The 21,289-nt window shown below is 35.7% G+C and carries 25 protein-coding genes and 1 tRNA gene; 23 read left to right on the forward strand and 3 right to left on the reverse strand.

What is annotated here, in order from left to right:
- Complete coding sequence (locus ACFSRZ_RS13315) at positions 1 to 900, reverse strand: lysophospholipid acyltransferase family protein (RefSeq protein ID WP_379667060.1); 900 nt, start codon at positions 898 to 900, stop codon at positions 1 to 3.
- A 77-nt stretch (positions 901 to 977) separates the two neighbouring features.
- Between ACFSRZ_RS13315 and ACFSRZ_RS13320 the strand changes: the two genes are divergently transcribed.
- On the forward strand, positions 978 to 1,634 hold the full coding sequence (locus tag ACFSRZ_RS13320; protein ID WP_379667061.1) for a rhomboid family intramembrane serine protease: 657 nt from the start codon (positions 978 to 980) through the stop codon (positions 1,632 to 1,634).
- Positions 1,635 to 1,638: 4 nt separating this feature from the next.
- Entirely contained in the window at positions 1,639 to 2,373 is a 735-nt protein-coding gene (locus tag ACFSRZ_RS13325) for a phosphatase PAP2 family protein (RefSeq protein ID WP_379667062.1), read from the forward strand.
- 46 nt (positions 2,374 to 2,419) lie between these two features.
- Here the strand turns inward: ACFSRZ_RS13325 and ACFSRZ_RS13330 are convergent.
- Together ACFSRZ_RS13330 and ACFSRZ_RS13335 are read right to left on the reverse strand one after the other, a co-directional pair.
- Positions 2,420 to 2,492: transfer RNA gene (locus tag ACFSRZ_RS13330), tRNA-Gly, on the reverse strand.
- Between the two features lie 78 nt (positions 2,493 to 2,570).
- Positions 2,571 to 3,017, reverse strand: a complete 447-nt coding sequence (locus ACFSRZ_RS13335; RefSeq protein ID WP_379667063.1) for a GNAT family N-acetyltransferase — start codon at positions 3,015 to 3,017, stop codon at positions 2,571 to 2,573.
- Between the two features lie 75 nt (positions 3,018 to 3,092).
- Here ACFSRZ_RS13335 and ACFSRZ_RS13340 point away from each other — a divergent pair, with 75 nt between their 5' ends.
- The 21 genes from ACFSRZ_RS13340 to ACFSRZ_RS13440 all read left to right on the forward strand — a co-directional run bounded on the left by ACFSRZ_RS13340 (position 3,093) and on the right by ACFSRZ_RS13440 (position 21,288).
- The gene (locus ACFSRZ_RS13340) at positions 3,093 to 3,977 is read left to right on the forward strand and encodes an MBL fold metallo-hydrolase (RefSeq protein WP_379667064.1); all 885 of its coding nucleotides are present in this window, start codon (positions 3,093 to 3,095) and stop codon (positions 3,975 to 3,977) included.
- 79 nt (positions 3,978 to 4,056) lie between these two features.
- Positions 4,057 to 5,163 (forward strand): helix-turn-helix domain-containing protein, encoded by a 1,107-nt coding sequence (locus tag ACFSRZ_RS13345; RefSeq protein WP_379667065.1) that lies wholly within the window; start codon positions 4,057 to 4,059, stop codon positions 5,161 to 5,163.
- Between the two features lie 213 nt (positions 5,164 to 5,376).
- Complete coding sequence (locus tag ACFSRZ_RS13350; protein WP_379667066.1) at positions 5,377 to 5,766, forward strand: hypothetical protein; 390 nt, start codon at positions 5,377 to 5,379, stop codon at positions 5,764 to 5,766.
- 18 nt (positions 5,767 to 5,784) lie between these two features.
- Complete coding sequence (locus tag ACFSRZ_RS13355; protein ID WP_379667067.1) at positions 5,785 to 6,390, forward strand: hypothetical protein; 606 nt, start codon at positions 5,785 to 5,787, stop codon at positions 6,388 to 6,390.
- 20 nt (positions 6,391 to 6,410) lie between these two features.
- Positions 6,411 to 6,890 (forward strand): hypothetical protein, encoded by a 480-nt coding sequence (locus ACFSRZ_RS13360; RefSeq protein WP_379667068.1) that lies wholly within the window; start codon positions 6,411 to 6,413, stop codon positions 6,888 to 6,890.
- 95 nt (positions 6,891 to 6,985) lie between these two features.
- Positions 6,986 to 7,555, forward strand: coding sequence for a TetR/AcrR family transcriptional regulator (locus tag ACFSRZ_RS13365; RefSeq protein WP_379667069.1), 570 nt, complete (start codon positions 6,986 to 6,988; stop codon positions 7,553 to 7,555).
- A 66-nt stretch (positions 7,556 to 7,621) separates the two neighbouring features.
- Complete coding sequence (gene paaE / locus ACFSRZ_RS13370; RefSeq protein WP_379667070.1) at positions 7,622 to 8,695, forward strand: 1,2-phenylacetyl-CoA epoxidase subunit PaaE; 1,074 nt, start codon at positions 7,622 to 7,624, stop codon at positions 8,693 to 8,695.
- A gap of 19 nt (positions 8,696 to 8,714) precedes the next feature.
- Entirely contained in the window at positions 8,715 to 9,671 is a 957-nt protein-coding gene (gene paaA / locus ACFSRZ_RS13375; RefSeq protein ID WP_379667071.1) for a 1,2-phenylacetyl-CoA epoxidase subunit PaaA, read from the forward strand.
- 1 nt (position 9,672) lies between these two features.
- Complete coding sequence (paaB, locus tag ACFSRZ_RS13380) at positions 9,673 to 9,957, forward strand: 1,2-phenylacetyl-CoA epoxidase subunit PaaB (RefSeq protein WP_379667072.1); 285 nt, start codon at positions 9,673 to 9,675, stop codon at positions 9,955 to 9,957.
- Positions 9,958 to 10,011: 54 nt separating this feature from the next.
- A complete protein-coding gene (locus ACFSRZ_RS13385; protein ID WP_379667073.1) occupies positions 10,012 to 10,353 on the forward strand; it encodes a four helix bundle protein in 342 nt (113 codons plus the stop codon).
- A gap of 45 nt (positions 10,354 to 10,398) precedes the next feature.
- Complete coding sequence (gene paaC / locus ACFSRZ_RS13390) at positions 10,399 to 11,154, forward strand: 1,2-phenylacetyl-CoA epoxidase subunit PaaC (protein ID WP_379667074.1); 756 nt, start codon at positions 10,399 to 10,401, stop codon at positions 11,152 to 11,154.
- A gap of 99 nt (positions 11,155 to 11,253) precedes the next feature.
- The gene (paaD, locus tag ACFSRZ_RS13395; protein WP_379667075.1) at positions 11,254 to 11,754 is read left to right on the forward strand and encodes a 1,2-phenylacetyl-CoA epoxidase subunit PaaD; all 501 of its coding nucleotides are present in this window, start codon (positions 11,254 to 11,256) and stop codon (positions 11,752 to 11,754) included.
- Between the two features lie 74 nt (positions 11,755 to 11,828).
- Positions 11,829 to 12,614, forward strand: a complete 786-nt coding sequence (locus ACFSRZ_RS13400; RefSeq protein WP_379667076.1) for an enoyl-CoA hydratase-related protein — start codon at positions 11,829 to 11,831, stop codon at positions 12,612 to 12,614.
- Positions 12,615 to 12,657: 43 nt separating this feature from the next.
- Entirely contained in the window at positions 12,658 to 13,020 is a 363-nt protein-coding gene (locus ACFSRZ_RS13405; RefSeq protein ID WP_379667077.1) for a four helix bundle protein, read from the forward strand.
- A gap of 104 nt (positions 13,021 to 13,124) precedes the next feature.
- Positions 13,125 to 14,285: a 3-hydroxyacyl-CoA dehydrogenase NAD-binding domain-containing protein gene (locus ACFSRZ_RS13410; RefSeq protein ID WP_379667078.1), complete on the forward strand. Its 1,161-nt coding sequence runs from the start codon at positions 13,125 to 13,127 to the stop codon at positions 14,283 to 14,285.
- A 90-nt stretch (positions 14,286 to 14,375) separates the two neighbouring features.
- A complete protein-coding gene (locus ACFSRZ_RS13415) occupies positions 14,376 to 14,783 on the forward strand; it encodes a PaaI family thioesterase (protein WP_379667079.1) in 408 nt (135 codons plus the stop codon).
- Positions 14,784 to 14,935: 152 nt separating this feature from the next.
- On the forward strand, positions 14,936 to 16,141 hold the full coding sequence (pcaF, locus tag ACFSRZ_RS13420; RefSeq protein WP_379667080.1) for a 3-oxoadipyl-CoA thiolase: 1,206 nt from the start codon (positions 14,936 to 14,938) through the stop codon (positions 16,139 to 16,141).
- A 3-nt stretch (positions 16,142 to 16,144) separates the two neighbouring features.
- Entirely contained in the window at positions 16,145 to 18,643 is a 2,499-nt protein-coding gene (gene paaZ / locus ACFSRZ_RS13425) for a phenylacetic acid degradation bifunctional protein PaaZ (protein ID WP_379667081.1), read from the forward strand.
- Positions 18,644 to 18,645: 2 nt separating this feature from the next.
- Positions 18,646 to 19,398, forward strand: a complete 753-nt coding sequence (locus ACFSRZ_RS13430; protein ID WP_379667082.1) for an enoyl-CoA hydratase/isomerase family protein — start codon at positions 18,646 to 18,648, stop codon at positions 19,396 to 19,398.
- The gene (locus ACFSRZ_RS13435) at positions 19,399 to 19,995 is read left to right on the forward strand and encodes an acyltransferase (protein ID WP_379667083.1); all 597 of its coding nucleotides are present in this window, start codon (positions 19,399 to 19,401) and stop codon (positions 19,993 to 19,995) included. It begins immediately after the preceding gene.
- A 30-nt stretch (positions 19,996 to 20,025) separates the two neighbouring features.
- The gene (locus ACFSRZ_RS13440; RefSeq protein ID WP_379667084.1) at positions 20,026 to 21,288 is read left to right on the forward strand and encodes a dihydrolipoamide acetyltransferase family protein; all 1,263 of its coding nucleotides are present in this window, start codon (positions 20,026 to 20,028) and stop codon (positions 21,286 to 21,288) included.
- Position 21,289: the final 1 nt, after the last annotated feature.

A 21,289-nucleotide genomic window follows, 5' to 3' on the forward strand; every position in this document is an offset into this window, starting at 1 on the left:
TTATTGCCACTCTTTTGGAACTTTATCTCTGTGCTTAAAACGCTTGTGAGACCATAAATACATTTCAGGATACTTGCGAATGTTTTTCTCAGTGATCTCTAAGAAACGATCGGTAAGTTCGTAGTCTTTAAATTGCTTTGGTTCTTCGGTGATCAACTCAAATGAGATTTCATAATACCCTCTTTTAACTTGTCTTGTAGACCATACTACATAAGCCATGTCGTATTTCTTTGAAAGCATTTCAGCCCCTGTATGAATAGGGACTTTAACCCCCATAAATTCTGACCAATAGTGAGTTTTCTGTACTTGCGGAGATTGATCACTTAAAAGGCAGTACAAGCTCTGAGTATTTTCTTTATAGTTCCTGTATATGTTCTTAATGGTATCTGTAGTTCTGTACATAACACCGCCAAATTTGGAACGAGATGTTTTTATAATTCGTTCAAAGTAAGGGTTCTTGATACGCGTATATGCTGCGTGACATTGAATTCCGTCTAGATGTAATGGCAACCCAATCAACCATTCCCAATTTGCTTGATGAGGTCCTACCAAAGCAACATTTTTTCCATTCTTTACAACTTCCTCAAGCACTTCAATATTTGTATACTTCATTCTTTTGCGAATCTCTTTTTCAGAGATAGCAAATGTTTTGATGCTCTCGATAAAGAAATCAATAAGATGTTTAAAGAACTTCCTTCGGATCTTTTCCAACTCCTTTTCATCTTTCTCAGGGAAGGCCAACTTTAAGTTGTCTAAAACAACCTTCTTTCTGTATTTGATTACATGGTAATTCAGTAAGAAGAAGAGATCAGAAACAATGTGTAAAAACCACATAGGCATTCTGGAAAGAATCCAGATCAAAGGATAAATAAGTGCAAAACCTACAACTTGCATAGACATCTTTTTGTTCGGACAAATATCGTATTAATATTCGTAACCGCATATGAAGAGTCTTCTCTTTTCGTTATGTTTGTGATATGCTAGAAAATACAAACCCCATAGTCTTATTGTTGATCATAGTTACTGTACTGGTTTCGATCAAAGGTTTTAGTGATTATTCCTTTTTCGAGAAGTTCAAATTTCAAGTAACACGTATCTTAAATGGTGAAAGAGTTCGAATGGTTAGCTCAGGCTTTTTACACGCAGATTGGATTCATTTAGGATTTAATATGTACGCTTTATATCTCTTTGGAGATATTGTAGCCAAACAATTAGGAAACCTTCCTTTTTTACTGATCTATTTCGGAAGCTTACTGGCAGGAAGTTTGTACTCTCTGTACTATCATAAAAAAGAACCTTATTACAGTGCTATTGGAGCTTCCGGAGCTGTTTCCGGAATTGTGTATTCTTGTATCATGCTGTATCCGGAAATGGAATTGAAATTGATTTTCATACCTATTATTCCGATACCCGGCTATATTTTTGGAGTTGCCTATTTGCTATACACTATGTATGGAATGAAAAAGCAGCTAGGAAATATTGGACATTCAGCACACTTAGGAGGCGCTATTGGAGGATTTATCTTAACCTTATTGATCTTTCCACAGATATTTTTGATCAATCAAACAATGGTAATCATTTTATCGATCCCAATCTTACTACTCTTGTTTTTAGGAAAAAAACTAAATATCTAAAATTATGATGAGATCATTCTTTCTGGTAGTAATTGTTATTGCAGTTAGCATAAACTGTTCTTACGGTCAGAAAGATTCTCTAAGAGTAATTAAAAAAGACAAGACATTCCTACAAGAGAATATTATTCCTCTTTCATTAATTACTTTTGGATCTTTGATAAGTACGAGTCAGTTTGAGAAGAACTTGCAAAGAGATGTTAGAAATCTAGTTGGAAATCGGTTTAATTCTCAATTAGATAACTATACAAGATATGTTCCTTTAGGAGAATTGTTGTTAGCTGATGCTTTAGGAATAAAAGCAAAAAACCATTGGTTTGATCAAGCTAAGAATTGGGTTATTGCTTGGTATTTGACAGATCTTTTAACGTTTAAGTTGAAAGGGTGGGTGAGAAAACCCAGGCCAGACGGTTTTGACAACTTTTCTTTTCCTTCCGGTCATACCTCATTTGCATTTATGAATGCAGAAGTGTTATACAATGAGTTTAAAGATAGCTCACCGTGGTTATCTTACAGTGGCTATTTTTTTGCAGGTGTAACCGGAGGATTACGTGTAATGAACAATGCACATTTTGCAAGTGACGTAATTGTAAGTGCCGGATTAGGAATGCTAATCACCAAAATAGTCTATTGGTTAGACCCAATTATCAAATGGAACCCATTTAAAAAGATAGAAGGAGTTACTTTTTATCCGCAGCGATATGAAAGAAAAGTGGGCTTTTATCTGGGAGTTCGGTTGTAAAATCGAGGGGAAATAAAAAAGCTCCGTTTTAAAAACGAAGCTTTTGAGCGGGAGACCGGGTTCGAACCGGCGACATTCAGCTTGGAAGGCTGACGCTCTACCAACTGAGCTACTCCCGCTTGGTAGAGACGCTTTATTGCTAAAGCGGGTACAAATATAAAATCATTTTTGATTTTGACAACAATAAAATTCAAAAATCAATAGAATTTTTTGTCTTCTCTCATCACTTTCAGCATATGAAATCCAAAGATTTCGTAACCTTCATTGTAATAGAATTTATGAGACTTTCTATTTTCTACATACGTGTTCAACTCAATTGCCTCACAACCTTTACTTTGTGTGTAATCATGAATCCAATCAAAGAATTTTTTACCCAGTCCTTGATTGCGATAGTTCTCATCAATCACCACATGATCCGGCTCAACAGTTTTTCCAATATAATGCCTTGTAGAGTACCATAATCCGGAAATTCCGATCAATTTTCCATCCAAATACATTCCGATACACTCGTAATGTGGCAATTCAATCATTTCTTTCATCCTGCTTTCAAGCAAATCCAGCGGTGTTTTATGATTTATTTTCCGAATTAACGGAATGACTTGTAAGATATCAGTAGGTTGTATCGACTCTATGTGAATATTCATGTATACAAATTTTCTTCAAAGATATTGTTTGTATATTGTTTAACAAACCAATTAAGAACTCAAATTTCACACAAAATGACAAAGTTGAAACTAGTACTAACCTTTGTATTTCTTTTAAGCACCAACTTATTGATAGCACAATGGGATCAGGTTAAAATAGAAGCAGAAAAAGTAACCGATCAATTCTATGTTCTGAAAGGTAGAGGAGGAAACATTGGATTATTTGTAGGAGAAGATGCAGTTTTTATGATTGACGATCAGTTTGCACCATTAACGCCTAAGATCTTAGAAGCAATTAAAAAAATAACACCAAAGAAAGTAGACTATTTGGTAAATACGCATTGGCATGGCGATCATACTGGAGGAAACGAAAACATGGGAAAAGAAGGAGCTTTGATAGTTGCGCATAACAATGTGAGAAAAAGAATGTCTACTGAATCTGTGAGAAGAGGAAGAACAGTACCGGCTTCACCTAAAGTAGCGTTGCCTGTTATTACTTTTGATAAAGATGTGGTTTTTCATATCAATGGAGATGATGTAATGGCTACCCATATTCACAGTGCCCATACAGATGGAGATGCTTTGGTATACTTTAGCAATAATAATGTATTGCATACAGGAGATAGTTTCTTTCAAGGAAAGTTTCCTTATATAGATCTTTCTTCCGGAGGAAGTATCGATGGATATATAGATGGGATCAAAAAAATGATCATGCTTTCCGATAATGAAACCAAGGTAGTTCCGGGACATGGAAATGTTTCTTCTAAGAAAGATTTAGAAGCCTATTTAAAGATGCTAACTACTTTAAGAGATCGAGTAAAAGCAGAAATTGATAAAGGAAGATCATTAGAAGAAGTGAAAAAGAATAGTGAGATTACCAAAGAATACAAGTCTTTTAGTGGATGGATCAATGAAGAAGTTATTCGTGAAACCATCTATAGAAGCTTAACTAAAAAATAAACCGAATCAAACGATTCGGTTTTTTTATAATTAATGTGAAATAATTTTAATTTTACTGAAATATTAATTTCTGGAGTTCGTGCTGGATGTAGAAAAACTAATCAACCTTGTAGATATTACCATCTTTACCCAAAGCTTTGTTTTTGGGCTTATCTTTCTGTTCTTTAGTAAAAAGAATAAATCTACAATTTTCTTAGGCTTATTTTTATTAACCTTTAGCTTTGATGGTTGTAAAGACCTTATAGAGGAGATCTTTGTCACTCCGATACCTTTTAATTACGAACTTCTTCCTACTATTTTTATCTTTTTGGCACTTCCGCTATTTTATATGTATGCCAGACAGGTATCTATTTTAAAAGACACTAAACAGAATTACTGGATATTAACACCGGGAATCATAGAATTTATAGTTCTTTTTACCCTTTTTATTTTCAATGTAAATTACTTGGAAACGCTATTTTTCGCATTGTACTTTTTAATAGGAATTGGGTTTAATGTGTATGTGGCTATTAAAATCATACGATTTGCAAGAAAACATTTGAAACTGGTAGAAGACCAATATGCATCTGTTTCCGGACTACAATTGTTTTGGGTAAAGCAGTATGCAATAGCTTTGCTTGCTTATTTAGGGTTTTCATTTTTAATGATAGGGTTTGAATCTCCTTATGTAGACCTCTTAATATCTCTTATTGATTTAATCTTGATGTATTGGGTAATCTATAAAGGATTCCAGCAAAAGAATGTTGTTCCTTTAGTAATGATGGATACTTTAGAAAATGATACTCAGAAAGAAGAAACTAAGGCAGAACCTCAGGACTTAGAAGAAATGAATGAGATTGTTCAGAATTTAGAAGCCTACTTTAAAGAGAATAAATCATTCCGACAAAAAGATCTAACCATTGTAGATGTGTCTAATGGAGTAAAAGTATCCTCTAAAAAAGTGTCAAGAGCCATAAACCTTGTGAAAGGAGTAAACTTTAATGTATATATCAATTCCTTGCGTATAGAGGAAGCCGTTTCTTACTTAAAAGATAAAAATTATGATGGTTTTTCGGTTGAAGGAATTGGACTAGAAGCAGGATTTAAATCTAAAAGTGCTTTTTACAATGCCTTCAAAAAAGAAAAAAATTGCACTCCATTAGAGCTCAGAAAGCAAATTTTGACTCAAAATAGTTCTGAATCCTGAAATCAGAACTTAAAACCCCATTTTCCAACGTTATATTCCGTCTACTTTCGCGTCGTACCAACAAATAACAATTTTACTTTCTAACCTGAGGAAGAAATTGAGAAAGTAAAGTTTTTGATTTTTTGTTTTACAAGATACCTCAGTAACTATTATTATCAATAGGAACTGAGGTTTTTTTAGAAAAGAATTTAGCAAACTAAAAACCATAATAATATGAGAAAAGTAATCTTAATCGCAGCCATTCTGTTAGGAGTTCACAGCGGAATTCAGGCTCAGGAAGTTTCAGAGAAAACACTAATAGGAAAGTGGAAGTTAGAGTTTATCGATGCGCAAGGACAAAAGGTAGAAACATCTCTGGCATTCGGCACAGACCAAGTATATCAAGTATACAAAGCAAAAGGTGAATTTGTAAGCCTATTTGGAGATGAAACAGACAAAGGAAATTGGAAATTTTCTGATGATAAAAAAACAATTGTGATCTCCGTTGAAGGATCTCCCGATACCTTATTCAAACTTGTCTCCTTCAAGGGAAAAACAATGAGTTTAGAATTCACAGACGAAGGAGAAACCTTGGTGTTGAATTATAAGAAAGTAGAAAAGTAACATATAAAAACAAAGAAGATGAAAACAAAGATTATCATTCTTTTTGCAGGTATACTATCCATAATGATGGTTGGGTGTAATTCATTACCACATGAACTGCAACAATTGGAAAAGCTAACCATCTTTAAGGTTTCTAAAGATAAAAAAGCAATCGTTTTAGATGGAGTAATCAATTCTTCTGCACTAAAACAATTCAAGAAAGTAGCAGAAAGTAACCCTAGTATAAAAACATTACACATTGTTAATTGTGAAGGATCTATCAATGACGAGGTAAACTTACAGTTGGCAAAATATATCTATGATAAAGGATTCAAGATTCATTTATTAGACAATGGACTTATTGCTTCTGGAGGTACAGATCTCTTTTTAGCAGGTCACCAAAGAACGATAGGGAAAAACACAAAAATTGGTGTGCATTCTTGGGCAGGAGAAAACGAAAAAGCCACAGATTTCCCTAAAGACCATAAATATCATCAGCCTTATATAGAGTATTATAAATCTGTTGGATTTACTCAAAAACAAGCAGAAGACTTTTATTTCTTTACCATTCATTCAGCACCACCGGAAGATGTGCATTTTATGACAAAAGAAGAATTAGAAACGTATAACATTTTAACCAAGTAATAAATTTTAAAACTACAACCATGAAAAATTTGAAATCAATTGTATTAACAGGATTATTCCTATTAACCTTAGTAGCAAGCTCTTCAGCACAAGAGAAAGAACACAAGAAGTACGAAGTAAAGATCATTACAAGTGTAGAATCTATCATTCCTAGCGGATTAGGAAGATCGAGATTGGTCTCTGCTAATGAAGATCGAAATTATAAAGACTTTACTTCAAGCAGAAGCAAAGAGGACAATGGAAGAAACAAATCAAAAAGAAGTAAGATCCGTGTAAAGAATTTTGATGAAACCAAATTATTAAACTTTTACAATATTGGAGGAATCAGATTTCAAAACATAGCAGCCAATGATGCTGTAGTTTCATCAAAACTTACCGATATGATATCTCAAGGATGGGATTTGGTATTTGTAACCAGTGCAGTAGAAAGTGATGCCGGTGAAAAAGATGGACAAGGAATTTTTATCACACGATATATTTTTAAGAGACCTGTTAAATAAATAGGTAGTCATATGTTAGTTGATGGCCGGATCAAATGATCCGGCTTTTTTATTGCCTATTTCCGAACAAAATATTTAGCTTATCTTCGGTCTCAATGAAAACAGAAACTCGAAAACAAGAGATCATTCAAACAGCTGCCCGACTTTTTAAAGAGAAAGGCTATAGCGCGGTTACTATGAGAGATTTGGCGGCAGGTATGGGGATCAAAGCAGCCAGTTTATATAACCATATTAGTTCTAAGCAAGATATTTTAAAGGAGATCATCATTTCTATAGCAGAAGAATTCACCAAAGGAATGGAAATCATTAGATCTTCAGAAAACGATGCAATCAGTAAATTAAAAGAGATCATTACTCTACACGTAGAAATAACATCCAATAATACCTACGGAATGGCCTCGCTAAATAATGATTGGATGCATCTAGAAGAGCAATTAGAGTATTATTTAGAGTTACGATACAAGTACGAAGACAACTTTAGAGATATTATAAAAGAAGGGATCAAATCCGGAGATATTATCAAAGAGAATTCAGACACCATATTGTTTTCTATTCTGTCTACACTTCGATCCTTATACTTATGGATTCCTAAAAAAGAAGATCTAAACCCCGAAAAACTTGCACAAAGCCTAAGCTCGGTACTAATTCATGGAGTTCGCAAATAATTGATATAAATTTTGTAAATTTGTCAATATAACTAACAACTGTTAGTTTCGAATGAATTATTGACAATGACAGATTTTCACCAAGTAAAAATCAAAGATATTTACAAGGAGACTAAAGATACAGTTGCTGTTTCTTTTGATATTCCTGAATATTTACACGACAACTTTAAATTTAAACAAGGACAACACCTTACGGTAAAGAAGACAATCAACGGAGAAGACATCCGTCGTTCCTATTCCTTATGTACCAGCCCGCTTGAAAGAGAGTGGAAAGTAGCTATCAAACAGATTCCGGGAGGAATCTTTTCTACTTATGCCAATAATGAGCTAAAGATTGGAGATGAGATAGAAATCATGGAACCGTCCGGTAATTTCTTTGTAGAGGTAGACCCAACTACGCCAAAAAATTATATCGCATTTGCAGCAGGTAGTGGTATCACTCCAATGCTTTCGATCATAAAAACTCATTTAGAGTCTGAGCCGGATGCAACCTTTAAGCTGTTTTATTTAAATCGTACTACGAAATCCATTATCTTTAAAGAAGAGATAGAGCAATTAAAGAACATCTATTTTGAACGTTTTCACGTATTCTATTTTCTAACCAAAGAACAAAGAGATATTGCGTTTTTGAACGGACGTTTTGATAAAGAGAAAATAGAAACCTTAACTAAGACTTTTATAGATGTACCAGATACAGCACATTGCTTTATTTGTGGACCACAAGAAATGATCTTTTTGATCAGAGATGAGCTGGAAGCAGCAGGATTAGATAAAAGTAAGATACATTATGAACTGTTCTTTTCGGGAGATTCAGAAGCTTCAAATAAACATATTGCAGAGCTTTTGGAGCAAAAAGCCGAAGGAACTGAAGTAACTATAGTAGATGGAGGAAAAGAATTCCATTTTACTATGGATGATGATTTTGATAACATTTTGGATGGAGCATTAGCAGCGGGTGCCGACCTGCCTTTCGCTTGTAAAGGAGGCGTATGCAGTACTTGTAAATGTAAAGTTGTTGAAGGAAATGTTGAAATGAAGATCAACTACGCGCTTGAAGAAGACGAGGTAGCGCAAAACTTTGTCTTGAGCTGTCAAGCAGTACCTACCACAGAAAAAGTAGTGGTAGATTTTGATGTCTAAAATTTAAACTCAAAATAAGATGAGTGAAGAGCAAATAAAAAGTTTAGAGGCCGAATTCGAAGCGCGCATTGCACGTGATGAGAAGATTGAGCCAAAAGATTGGATGCCGGAGAAATATCGTCAAACACATATTAGACAAATTTCTCAGCATGCGCATTCAGAGATAGTAGGAATGTTGCCAGAAGGAAATTGGATTACAAGAGCTCCTTCTTTACGTCGTAAAGTAGCGTTGTTGGCTAAGGTACAGGATGAAGCCGGACATGGATTGTACTTGTATTCTGCTTGCGAAACTTTAGGTATTTCTAGAGATGAATTGTATGATCAATTACACTCAGGAAAAGCAAAGTATTCAAGCATCTTTAATTATCCCACATTGACTTGGGCAGATATAGGAGCTATTGGTTGGTTGGTAGATGGTGCAGCAATCATCAATCAGGTGCCTTTGTGTAATACATCATTCGGACCATATGCGAGAGCAATGGTACGTGTATGTAAAGAAGAAAGCTTCCACCAAAGACAAGGGTATGAAATCATGTTAAAACTATGTCAGGGAACACCGGAGCAAAAAGAAATGGCACAAGATGCATTAAACCGTTGGTGGTGGCCATCTTTAATGATGTTTGGACCTACAGATGATGTATCAGTACATACAGCGCAATCCATGAAGTGGAAACTAAAACGTAAGACAAATGATGAATTGCGTCAACAATTTATCGATCAAACGATTCCACAAGCAGAAATTTTAGGAATTACAGTTCCTGATGCAGATTTGAAATGGAACGAAGAGAGAGGTCATTACGATTTTGGTGAGATCAACTGGGATGAGTTTTGGCAAGTAGTAAAAGGTCACGGACCTTGTAATAAAGAACGTATGAGCGCAAGAGTTGGAGCTTGGGAGAAAGGAACTTGGGTTAGAGATGCAGCTATGGCTTATGCAGAAAAGCAAGAAAATAAAAAACTAAATAAAGCGGTATAACATGAAGAAGAATTGGCCACTTTGGGAAATCTTCGTAAGAAGTAAAAACGGATTAGAACATCGTCATTTTGGAAGTTTACATGCTGCCGATGCAGAAATGGCTTTAGAAAATGCACGCGATGTTTATACAAGGAGGAGTGAAGGAGTGAGTATTTGGGTAGTAGAATCTAAACACATCACAGCATCCAATCCGGAGAATAATGGAGAATTATTTGAGCCTGCTCAAGATAAGGTATATCGCCATCCGACATTTTATGATTTACCGGATGAAGTAAAACACATGTAAAACAAGTTAGAGCTTGAACCTGAAATTGAGCTTTAACTTGAAGTCAAAATAGCTATGAAATATGATTTAAGTGAGCGATTAGAAAATTACGCTGCTGATGTAATTTTACTATTCGATAAAAAACTAAGTTCATTTGCAGGAGAATATCTTGCAAAACAATTAATTAGATCAGCATGCTCTTCTGCTTTAAATTATGGAGAAGCATTAGGGGCAGGAACTAATAAAGATAAGATTAATAAGTTGAGAATTTGCCTAAAAGAATTAAGAGAATCTCTGAGAAACTTGAATATTCAAACAAAGGCAAAATTGATTCCTGAAGACAATTTAAAATTATTAAAGGATGAAAACGATCAATTAATTAGAATTATCGTAACAAGAATTAAAAATATTAGTTGAAATATATAGAATTCGAATTCAAGGTCGAGTTCAAATTCATTTTTTATGAAAGACGAAAATTTATACAAATACATTCTCGGAATTGCAGATAACTGCTTGGTCTTAGGTCAGCGCTTAGGTGAATTATGTGGACACGGTCCTAACTTAGAGACTGACATTGCTTGTACGAATATTTCTTTGGATCTGTTTGGACAAGTAAGAAGCTATTATCAATATGCAGCAAAGATTTCCGGTGATGATAAAACAGAAGACTCAATCGCATTCTTGCGTCGCGAAAGAGAATATCTAAACACACTTTTAGTAGAGCAACCCAATACCGATTTTGCGTATACGATTGTAAGACAATTTTTCTTTGATGCTTATCATTTATTGTTCTTAAATGAATTGCAGCAGAGTAAAGACGAAACATTAGCAGCTATCGCTAAAAAAGCAATCAAAGAAGCAAGCTATCACGAACGATTCTCTTCAGATTGGCTTAAGCGTTTAGGAGACGGTACAGAAGAAAGTCATGAAAGAGCTCAAAATGCAGTAAATGCATTATGGAGTTATACAGATGAGCTTTTTCACCAAACAGAAGCAGATAAGCAAATGATTTCTGAAGGAATTGGTGTAGATACAGAAAAAATAAAAGAGGCCTATTACAATCAGGTTTCTGAACTGTTAAAAGAAGCAACCTTAGACGTGCCAGAATCAAAATGGTTTCAAAAAGGAGGCAAACAAGGAATCCATACAGAACACTTAGGATACCTATTAGCAGATTTGCAATATATGCAACGTACCTATCCTAATATGGAATGGTAAAAATGAAGAATACAAAACATTGAATATTGAATAAAGAAGTAGAATAAGCAAAAACTTCATCATTCAGAATTCGATATTAATTATTCAACATTAGAAATAATGGTACTAGAACTATCACATATAGATCAAGAATTGATTCCCATTTTAGAACAGGTATCCGATCCGGAAATTCCTGTACTTTCTATTTTGGAAATGGGAGTTGTACGTGCAGCTACTCTTGAGAATGGAAAAGTGTTCGTAAAGATCACTCCAACCTATAGTGGTTGCCCTGCAATGGATGTGATAGGAGATGATATTACTAAAGCTTTAAATTCAGCGGGATATGAAGCCTCTGTAGAATTGGTGCTTTCACCGGCATGGACTACAGATTGGATTACAGAAAAAGGAAGAAAAGCTTTGGAGAAATACGGTATAGCTCCACCATTAGACCCTGAAGCAGATAAAGAAGCTTTATTGGGAGGAAAGCGAATCGTAAAGTGTACCAACTGTGGTTCAAATCAAACACACATGGTAAGTCAGTTTGGCTCAACAGCATGTAAGGCATTATTTAAATGTGAAGTTTGTCAAGAACCGTTCGATTACTTTAAATGCTTAAAGTAGCACTAGATGTTCCTACAAAAGGAGCATAGAGAAAATATAATTTAATTAAAACCTACGAAGTAGGAAAATAAGGCATGAGCAACAATTCAATAGAACTAAAGATTGAAAACAATATTGCGTTTGTAACACTCAATCGCCCTGAAGTATTCAATAGTTTTAATCGTGAAATGGCATTACGATTGATTGATACTTTAGAAAATTGCCAAACCAATAATGAGGTAAGAGCTATTGTGCTAACCGGAAACGGAAAAGCTTTTTGTGCTGGACAAGACCTCAAAGAAGTTACTTCACCTGAGTTGAATCCTGGATTCAAAAAAATCTTAGAAGAACATTACAATCCAATTATCAAACTCATTAGAACGATAGAGAAACCAATTATTGGAGCTGTGAATGGTGTAGCTGCAGGAGCTGGAGCAAACATTGCTTTGGCTTGTGATATTGTTATTGCTAATGAATATGCAAGCTTCATTCAAGCTTTTAGTAAAATTGGATTAATTCCTGATAGTGCAGGAACTTTTTTCTTACCTAGACTCATTGGGTTTCAAAAAGCATCAGCATTGGCAATGCTAGGAGATAAAGTAAGTGCTCAAGAAGCAGAACGTTTAGGAATGATCTATCAATACGTATCTGCAGATCAATTTGAAGAAACCATTCAGAAGTTGGCAAACAAACTAGCTAAAATGCCAACCATGGCTTTAGGATTGATCAAAAAGACATTCAATGCTTCTTTAACCAATGACTTAGATGCACAATTGGCATTAGAATCAAAATATCAAATACAAGCAGCACAAAGTGAAGATTATGCAGAAGGAGTAGCTGCCTTTATAGAAAAACGTCAACCAAACTTCAAAGGAAAATAAGAATTTTCAATATCGAATAAACAATAATGAATTCTAAAGTACGATGAGTAAAAAATATGATTTAGAAGAAAGATTAATTCAATTTTCAATTGATATAATTACTCTTTGTAAAGAATCAAATAAGAGTTTTGCTTCAGAACATTTAGTAAAACAAATTATTCGATCATCAACGTCTTCTGCATTAAATTATGGTGAAGCTCAAAGTGCAGAATCAACTAAGGATTTTCAACATAAAATGAAAGTCTGTTTGAAAGAGTTAAGAGAAACATTGGTCAACCTGAAAATTCAAGAAGGAATCAATGCTATAAAAAATAAACAAGAACTAGAAAAACTTGTAAAAGAAAACAATGAATTGATTGCGATTTTTGTTTCTAGTATTAGAACATCGCAAAATAAGAATAAATAAAATGATGAATATCTAATAAATAATAACGAATGATGAAGTTTACTATATATAAAACTTCAATATTCAACATTCAGTATTCGATATTTGATATTCGACAATCGTAAATGAAGAATATAGGAATTATAGGTTCAGGAACCATGGGAAGTGGTATTGCTCAAGTAGCAGCCACAGCCGGATGTAAGGTAAAACTATACGATACCAATCAAACAGCTTTAGAAAAAGCCAAAGCGAGTTTAGAGAAGATTTTATCTCGACTGATTGTAAAGGGAAGAATAGATGAAGCAGAGAAAACTCGTATTCAAAATAACATTAGTTATGTAGATACTTTAAAAGATCTTTCAGATGCCGATTTAACCATTGAAGCGATCATCGAAAACCTAGAGATCAAGCAAAAAGTATTTTCAGAATTGGAAAGTTATGTGTCAGATTCATGTATCATAGCTTCTAACACATCTTCACTATCTATTGCTTCCATAGCCTCTTCATTACAAAAGCCGAAACGTTGTATTGGAATTCATTTCTTCAACCCGGCACCTTTAATGAAATTGGTAGAAGTAATACCTGCTGTACAAACTTCAAAAGAAGTCTTAGATATATCAGTAGCTACCATTGCAGATTGGAAGAAAGTTGTAGCAGTAGCTAAAGATACTCCAGGGTTTATTGTGAATCGTGTAGCAAGACCTTTTTATGGTGAATCACTTCGTATCTACGAAGAAGGACTAGCAGATTTCTCAACTATTGATTGGAGTTTAAAAACACTAGGAGGTTTTAGAATGGGGCCTTTTGAGTTGATGGACTTTATTGGAAATGATGTGAATTACACGGTAACAGAAACCGTATTTACAGCATTTTATTTCGATCCAAGATACAGACCTTCATTTACACAAAAGCGTTTGTCAGAAGCAGGATATCTAGGACGAAAATCAGGAAAAGGATATTACGACTATAGTGAAGGAGTAGAAAAACCGAGACCCAAAGAAGATCAGAAGCTGGCAAAATATATTTTCGATCGTGTATTAGTAATGTTAATCAATGAAGCAGCAGATGCTTTATTCTTAAACATCGCTTCAGCAGAAGATATAGACAATGCCATGACCAAAGGGGTAAATTATCCAAAAGGTTTGTTGGCTTGGGCAGATGAAAAAGGAATTGATTGGTGTGTGGACCAACTGGACAACTTGTATAACGAATATCATGAAGACCGTTACAGATGTAGTCCACTATTAAGAAAGATGAACAAAGAAGGAAAAACATTTTTTAATTAAACTGTCATTCCGAGCAAAGCGTAGGAATCTTATGAAGAGATTACTTCGCTGTCCCGAAACTTCGAGACTCCTCGTAATGACTCATAGAATATGAACGGAGCAGACATTCCATATAAAATGTTAAGTCAAGATGCCTATAGTCAGTGGTTAGGTATTCAAATTTTAGAAAGTGAAATAGGTCGTGTTAAACTAGCTATGACCATACGAAAAGAAATGTTGAACAGCATGAACTATGCCCATGGAGGTATTAGCTATTCTCTAGCTGATACCGCTTTTGGATTTACCTCCAATACACATGGAAAGTATGCTGTATCTATAGAAACATCCATCAATCACATAGAAGCCTTAGAAGAAGGTGATGAATTGATTGCTGAATGTGTCATAGAAAAAGTAAATAACAAATTAGGGTTCAACGTAGTTGAAGTTAGAAGAGGCGACGAGCTGGTTGCTTTGTTCAAGGGCGTTGTATACAGAACCCAAAAAGATTGGGAAGAATAGAATAATAAATAAAAGAACAAGAGCATGAAGAATGATGAAGTTAGGTTCAAAAAAAAGAAAATAATAATAAAACGAAATAGAGTTTTGAACATAGAATAGAGAAGCTGAATTTAATTCACTTTAACATTCAATATTCAACATTTAAAATTCATATGGAAGCATATATCATAGACGGTGTTCGCACACCAATAGGAAATTATAAAGGAACCTTATCAGCTGTTCGTACAGATGATTTAGGAGCCATAGTTATCAAAGAGTTGGTAGAACGCAATGCAAACATTCCAAAAGACGCTTACGACGATGTAATCATGGGATGTGCCAACCAAGCAGGAGAAGATAACAGAAACGTAGCAAGAATGTCTCTACTATTAGCAGGATTACCATTTACGGTACCGGGAGAGACTGTGAACAGGCTATGTAGTTCAGGATTGTCTGCGATTATTCAGGCAAATAGAGCTATCAAATCAGGAGATGGAGATGTATTCATCTCAGGAGGAGTAGAGAATATGACAAGAGGCCCATACGTAATTGCTAAACCATCAAGTGCTTTCGGAAACGATTCGAAAATGTATGATTCAAGTTTTGGTTGGAGATTTATCAATCCAAAAATGCACGAAATGTATGGAACAGACGGAATGGGAAATACAGCAGAAAACTTAGTAGAGAAGTACAATATTTCTAGAGAAGATCAAGATGCATTTGCCTATTGGAGTCAGATGAAAGCTACCAAAGCACAAGAAAATGGTCGTTTAGATAAAGAGATCGTATCTGTAGAAATTCCGCAGCGTAAAAAAGACCCAATCGTTTTCTCAAAAGACGAATTTGTAAAACCTACAACAACCAAAGAAATCTTAGGAAAACTAAGAGCAGCATTTAAGAAAGAAGGAGGAAGTGTAACTGCAGGAAATTCATCAGGATTAAATGATGGAGCAGCAGCTACTATTATTGCTTCAGAAGATGCTGTAAAACAATACAACTTAAAACCATTGGCAAGAATTGTAAGTTCTGCCGTTGTGGGAGTAGAACCAAGAATCATGGGAATAGGACCTGTAAAAGCCACTAATAAAGCTTTAGAAAAAGCAGGTTTAACCATGGATGATATCGATATTATCGAATTAAATGAAGCCTTTGCAGCACAAGCATTGGCATGTACAAGAGCTTGGGGATTGGCAGACGATGATCCAAGATTAAATCCAAATGGAGGAGCCATTGCTATTGGCCACCCATTAGGAGTTACAGGAACCCGTATTGCATATTCTGCAGCTTTAGAATTACATGAACAACAAAAAAGATATGCGCTGATCACGATGTGTGTTGGAGTAGGACAAGGATACGCAGCCATTATCGAAAGAGTATAGAGCATGAAAAAAATACAACACTATGTCCAAGGACAATGGACAGAAGGAAAAGACGAAGGAGCACCAATCTATGATGCCATTACTGGAGAAGTTATCTCCAATATTGCAATAGAAGGATTGGATATTCCTGAGATTCTTCAATATGGTAGAACCAAAGGAGGAGAAGTTCTTCGTAAAATGACTTTTCAAGAGCGTGGAAACATGCTTAAGAAGTTGGCACTCTATCTAACCAAAAGAAAAAACGAGTTCTATGATCTAAGTTATAGAACCGGAGCTACTAGAATTGATAGTTGGATCGATATTGAAGGAGGATTTGGAAACTTATTTGCCAATGCATCCTTAAGAAAATTGTTCCCAAATCAACCCTATCATGTAGAAGGAGATCCTATTGACCTGTCTCGTGGAGGTAGATTCATGGCACATCACATTATGGTGCCTAAAAAAGGAGTCGCTGTACATATCAATGCCTTTAACTTCCCGGTTTGGGGAATGTTAGAAAAATGTGCGGTAAACTGGATGGCTGGAGTTCCTGCAGTTGTATTACCTGCACCTTCCTCTTCATACTTAGCGGAAGCTGTAGCTAGAGCTATTATTGAATCAGGAATTTTACCAGAAGGAGCTTTACAGATCATTAATGGAACTGTAAGAAATATTTTAGATACTGTAGAATCACAAGATGTGGTTACTTTCACAGGATCAGCAGCAACCGGAAGGATATTAAAAGCACACCCAAGAATTATTCAGGAAGCTGTGCCATTTACCATGGAAGCAGATTCCTTAAATGCTTCAATCTTAGGTGAAGATGCTGTTCCTGGAACACCAGAATTCGACTTGTTTGTAAAAGAAGTACGAAAAGAAATGACAGTAAAGGCAGGGCAGAAATGTACTGCTATTCGCCGTATCATCGTACCTGAAAACTTAGTAGAAGATGTACAGATTGCATTAAGAAAAGCCTTAGATAAAGTAACAATTGGTGACCCAAGACTGAAAGAAGTTAGAATGGGATCGCTAATCAGTAAACAACAAGTAGAAGCCGTTCGCAACTCCGTACAAGACATTGCCAAAGAAGCAGAGATCGTTTACGGAAGCTTAGATAAGATTGAAACCATTGGTGCCGATGCTACCAAAGGAGCCTTTATCAGTCCGATCTTGTTAAGAACAGACAATCCATTTAAAAGCACAGCCGTTCATGAACGTGAAGCATTTGGACCAGTAAGTACCATCATGCCATATAAATCATTAGACGAAGCGGTAACATTAGCCCAAATGGGTAAAGGATCATTGGTGTCTTCTATCGCAACGTATAATGATAAGATTGCCAAAGAATATGTAGTAAACGCTGCAAGTCATCACGGACGTATCTTAGTGTTAAATCGTGAAAATGCAAAAGAAAGCACAGGACACGGATCGCCATTACCAACTTTAGTTCATGGAGGACCCGGACGTGCCGGAGGTGGAGAAGAAATGGGAGGAATGCGTGGAGTAAAACATTACTTACAACGTACTGCTATTCAAGGTTCGCCAACAACATTAACGGAGATTACAGGTATTTATCAGCCCAATGCTAAATACAAAGAAGCAGAACAACATCCGTTTAAATACCACTGGGAAGATATTCAACCAGGAATGTCTTTAAAAACGCACAAGCGTACCATTACAGATACAGACATCATCAACTTTGCGAATCTGACTTGGGATCATTTCTACGCACATACAGACATTACCTCTCTAGACGGAAGTATTTTTGAAAAGCGTACTGCACACGGATACTTTATCATTTCAGCAGCAGCAGGATTGTTTGTATATCCTAACAAAGGACCTGTTTCCGCTAATTACGGATTAGAAGAATGTAGATTCTTACGCCCATTGTATCATAACGATACTGTTTATGTTCGCTTAACCTGTAAGCAAAAAGTAGACAGAGATGTAGCTAGTGCTGAGCACCCAAGTGGAATTGTAAAATGGTTTGTAGAAGTATTCGACTCTGAAGACGAATTGGTAACTGTTGCCACCATTTTAACTATGGTACAGAAGAAACAAGAAACTTTTGTAGAAATGACAGAAGCTAAGATCAAAGAATCTTTGGCGAAGCTTACAGAGAATACTAAACCTCAATGGGGCTCTATGACTGCTCAACATATGTTAGAACACATAGAATTCACTTATAGAATTGCATCAGGAGAAATTCAAGACTTTGAGATTACCACACCAGAAAAGATCTTAGACAAAGTACATGCAACATTGTACAATTACGAAAAAATGCCACGTGGATACGATTTCCCATTACGTGAAAAATCTAAAATGGAAGAGTTGAAACATGAAAACCTTGAAGTAGCAAAGGAGAAATTCTTAGAAGCAAGACAAGACTACCTTAACTATTTTGAGGAAAACCCAGAAGCAACACTTAAGAATGCAGTTTTTGGAGAATTAAACAGATATGAATGGTATTTGATGGAACGTAAACATTTGAATCACCATTTTGAACAATTTGGATTACTATAATTATGACACAACCATACGTTAAACAAACGATTGAAAACGGAGTAGGAACCATTGAATTTTTTCACCCTGCTCACAACTCCTTACCGGGAGATATACTAGCAAAACTAGCACAAACAATCACAGATGCTGGAGTTAATGACGAAATCAAAGTTATTGTTTTAAAAAGTGGAGGAAACAGAACCTTCTGTGCAGGAGCTAGCTTTAAAGAATTGATCCACATCAACGATGCAGAAACAGGACGTGTATTCTTTTCAGGATTTGCCAATGTGATCAATGCAATGCGTAAATGCCCAAAATTCATTATTGGTAGAGTACAAGGAAAAACAGTTGGAGGTGGAGTAGGATTAGCTTCGGCAACAGATTACTGTATGGCTACTCAATTTGCAGCCATTAAGCTAAGTGAATTAAATGTAGGAATTGGACCTTTTGTAGTAGGGCCTGCTGTAGAAAGAAAGTTAGGATTGAGCGGAATGTCGCAGATTGCAATTGATGCCAATTCTTTTTATCCTGCCGAATGGGCAAGACAAAAAGGGCTGTTCACCCAAGTATACGAAACTACAGAAGAGTTAGATGAAGCCGTAAAAGCATTTGCAGAAAACCTATGCAATTATAATCCTGAGGCGATGAAAGAAATGAAGCAGATGTTCTGGAAAGGAACAGAAGATTGGGATACTTTATTAGCAGAGCGTGCTCAGATTAGTGGTCGTTTAGTATTAAGTGATTTTACTAAGGAAACATTAAAACGTTTTAAATAGATGATCTACGAATTCCAAGGATATATTCCCGTAGTACACGAAAGTAGCTTCGTACATCCGTTGGCAGCTGTAACCGGTAATGTGATTATTGGTAAAGACTGTTATATCGGTCCCGGAGCAGCCATCCGTGGTGACTGGGGACAGATTATTCTGGAAGACGGAGTGAATGTACAAGAGAACTGTACAGTACATATGTTCCCCGGAAAATCCATTACTTTAAAAGAAAGTGCTCATATAGGTCACGGCGCTATTATTCATGGTGCCAACATTGGAAGAAATGTTTTGGTAGGAATGAATACAGTCATCATGGATGATGCAGAGATTGGTGATGAAAGCATTGTAGGAGCTATGGCTTTTGTAAAAGCAGAAACCAAAATTCCAAAAAGAAGTTTGGTCGTAGGAAACCCTGCTAAAGTGATCAAAGAAGTTACAGACGATATGATTGCTTGGAAAACAAAAGGAACACAACTATATCAACAATTACCCAAGGAATGCCATGAAACACTTAGAGAAGTAGAACCTTTAAGAAGTATTCCTAAAGACAGAACAATTCAAGAGAACACGTATGCAACATTGCGTGATTTTATGAAGAAATAATATATGGAGATTGAATTTAGAATGCCCAAAATGGGCGAGAGCATAACAGAAGGAACCATTTTAAATTGGATGGTAGGAGAAGGCGAGTCCTTTGAAGAAGGTGATATCCTTGTAGAAGTAGCTACCGATAAAGTAGACAATGAAGTACCAGCACCAACATCCGGAACTTTGATCAAAACATTCTTCAATGCCAAAGATGTAGTTCCTGTAGGTGAAGTGATTGCTATCTTGGAAGCTTCAGGAGAGCAAAAGGCAACAAAAGAAACTCCTAAGAAGGAAACACAGAAAAAAGTTGAAACCCCCAAGATTAAAGCACCAAAATTAGAACAGCCTACACAAGTATCTAACTCATTTAGTGTTTCCAACAGCAATACCTTCTTTTCTCCATTAATAATTTCCATTGCCAAAGAACATCATATCAGTTTTGAAGAACTGGCAAGAATACCGGCTACAGGAACAGAAGGACGTTTAAGAAAGAGCGATGTGTTTAACTACATCAATCAAGGACGCCCTTATAAGTTTGCTCAGCCCGTAGTGCAAGACCCAACTGCCTACAGAATTCCTCAGTTGAATTTAGACAAAGGAAAAGGAAAGATTGTAGAGATGGACAGAATGCGTCAAATGATCGCAGATCGAATGGTGTATTCAAAACACACATCTCCGCACGTAACAGCATATGTTGAGGCTGATTTAACAGACATGGTCAACTGGAGAAATGCCAATAAAAAAGCATTCCAAGAAAAGCATGGAGAAAAACTCACATTTACACCATTATTTGTAGAAGCTGTTGCCAAAGCAGTGAAAGACTTTCCAATGATCAATGTATCTGTAGATGGAAGCAATATTATTGTCAAAGAAGACATCAATATTGGTATGGCTACAGCATTACCTACTGGGAATTTAATTGTTCCCGTGGTAAAGAATGCAGACACCAAAGACCTAAAGCAGCTTGCCGTAGACGTAAATGCCCTAGCATCCAAAGCAAGAGATAATAAACTAAGCGGTGACGATATCAAAGGAAGTACGTTTACCATTTCCAATGTAGGAACCTTTGGTAGTTTAATGGGAACACCCATCATCAATCAACCTGAAGTAGCTATCCTAGCTTTAGGGATCATCAAAAAAAGAGCAGAAGTTTTAGAAACAGAAGAAGGAGATGAAATAGCTATTAGAAGCATGATGTACCTATCATTATCTTTTGACCATCGTGTTGTAGATGGTTATTTAGGAGGAAGCTTCTTGCGAAGAGTAGCAGATTATTTAGAACAATTTGATTCAAACAGAACACTATAAA

The organism is Pseudotenacibaculum haliotis (genome assembly GCF_042684245.1).
Taxonomy (GTDB): Bacteria; Bacteroidota; Bacteroidia; order Flavobacteriales; family Flavobacteriaceae; genus Polaribacter; species Polaribacter haliotis_A.

What these genes read in the sequence shown, in the direction of transcription:
- ACFSRZ_RS13435 (WP_379667083.1), top strand. Translation starts at nt 19,399, where the DNA reads ATGATCTACGAATTCCAAGGATATATTCCCGTAGTACACGAAAGTAGC.
- ACFSRZ_RS13325 (WP_379667062.1), top strand. Translation starts at nt 1,639, where the DNA reads ATGATGAGATCATTCTTTCTGGTAGTAATTGTTATTGCAGTTAGCATA.
- ACFSRZ_RS13385 (WP_379667073.1), top strand. Translation starts at nt 10,012, where the DNA reads ATGAAATATGATTTAAGTGAGCGATTAGAAAATTACGCTGCTGATGTA.
- ACFSRZ_RS13350 (WP_379667066.1), top strand. Translation starts at nt 5,377, where the DNA reads ATGAGAAAAGTAATCTTAATCGCAGCCATTCTGTTAGGAGTTCACAGC.
- paaC (WP_379667074.1), top strand. Translation starts at nt 10,399, where the DNA reads ATGAAAGACGAAAATTTATACAAATACATTCTCGGAATTGCAGATAAC.
- ACFSRZ_RS13360 (WP_379667068.1), top strand. Translation starts at nt 6,411, where the DNA reads ATGAAAAATTTGAAATCAATTGTATTAACAGGATTATTCCTATTAACC.
- ACFSRZ_RS13400 (WP_379667076.1), top strand. Translation starts at nt 11,829, where the DNA reads ATGAGCAACAATTCAATAGAACTAAAGATTGAAAACAATATTGCGTTT.
- ACFSRZ_RS13315 (WP_379667060.1), bottom strand. Translation starts at nt 900, where the DNA reads ATGTCTATGCAAGTTGTAGGTTTTGCACTTATTTATCCTTTGATCTGG.
- ACFSRZ_RS13340 (WP_379667064.1), top strand. Translation starts at nt 3,093, where the DNA reads ATGACAAAGTTGAAACTAGTACTAACCTTTGTATTTCTTTTAAGCACC.
- ACFSRZ_RS13365 (WP_379667069.1), top strand. Translation starts at nt 6,986, where the DNA reads ATGAAAACAGAAACTCGAAAACAAGAGATCATTCAAACAGCTGCCCGA.
- paaD (WP_379667075.1), top strand. Translation starts at nt 11,254, where the DNA reads ATGGTACTAGAACTATCACATATAGATCAAGAATTGATTCCCATTTTA.
- ACFSRZ_RS13415 (WP_379667079.1), top strand. Translation starts at nt 14,376, where the DNA reads ATGAACGGAGCAGACATTCCATATAAAATGTTAAGTCAAGATGCCTAT.
- ACFSRZ_RS13355 (WP_379667067.1), top strand. Translation starts at nt 5,785, where the DNA reads ATGAAAACAAAGATTATCATTCTTTTTGCAGGTATACTATCCATAATG.
- ACFSRZ_RS13440 (WP_379667084.1), top strand. Translation starts at nt 20,026, where the DNA reads ATGGGCGAGAGCATAACAGAAGGAACCATTTTAAATTGGATGGTAGGA.
- ACFSRZ_RS13410 (WP_379667078.1), top strand. Translation starts at nt 13,125, where the DNA reads ATGAAGAATATAGGAATTATAGGTTCAGGAACCATGGGAAGTGGTATT.
- paaA (WP_379667071.1), top strand. Translation starts at nt 8,715, where the DNA reads ATGAGTGAAGAGCAAATAAAAAGTTTAGAGGCCGAATTCGAAGCGCGC.
- paaB (WP_379667072.1), top strand. Translation starts at nt 9,673, where the DNA reads ATGAAGAAGAATTGGCCACTTTGGGAAATCTTCGTAAGAAGTAAAAAC.
- paaE (WP_379667070.1), top strand. Translation starts at nt 7,622, where the DNA reads ATGACAGATTTTCACCAAGTAAAAATCAAAGATATTTACAAGGAGACT.
- ACFSRZ_RS13335 (WP_379667063.1), bottom strand. Translation starts at nt 3,017, where the DNA reads ATGAATATTCACATAGAGTCGATACAACCTACTGATATCTTACAAGTC.
- ACFSRZ_RS13320 (WP_379667061.1), top strand. Translation starts at nt 978, where the DNA reads ATGCTAGAAAATACAAACCCCATAGTCTTATTGTTGATCATAGTTACT.
- ACFSRZ_RS13405 (WP_379667077.1), top strand. Translation starts at nt 12,658, where the DNA reads ATGAGTAAAAAATATGATTTAGAAGAAAGATTAATTCAATTTTCAATT.
- paaZ (WP_379667081.1), top strand. Translation starts at nt 16,145, where the DNA reads ATGAAAAAAATACAACACTATGTCCAAGGACAATGGACAGAAGGAAAA.
- ACFSRZ_RS13430 (WP_379667082.1), top strand. Translation starts at nt 18,646, where the DNA reads ATGACACAACCATACGTTAAACAAACGATTGAAAACGGAGTAGGAACC.
- pcaF (WP_379667080.1), top strand. Translation starts at nt 14,936, where the DNA reads ATGGAAGCATATATCATAGACGGTGTTCGCACACCAATAGGAAATTAT.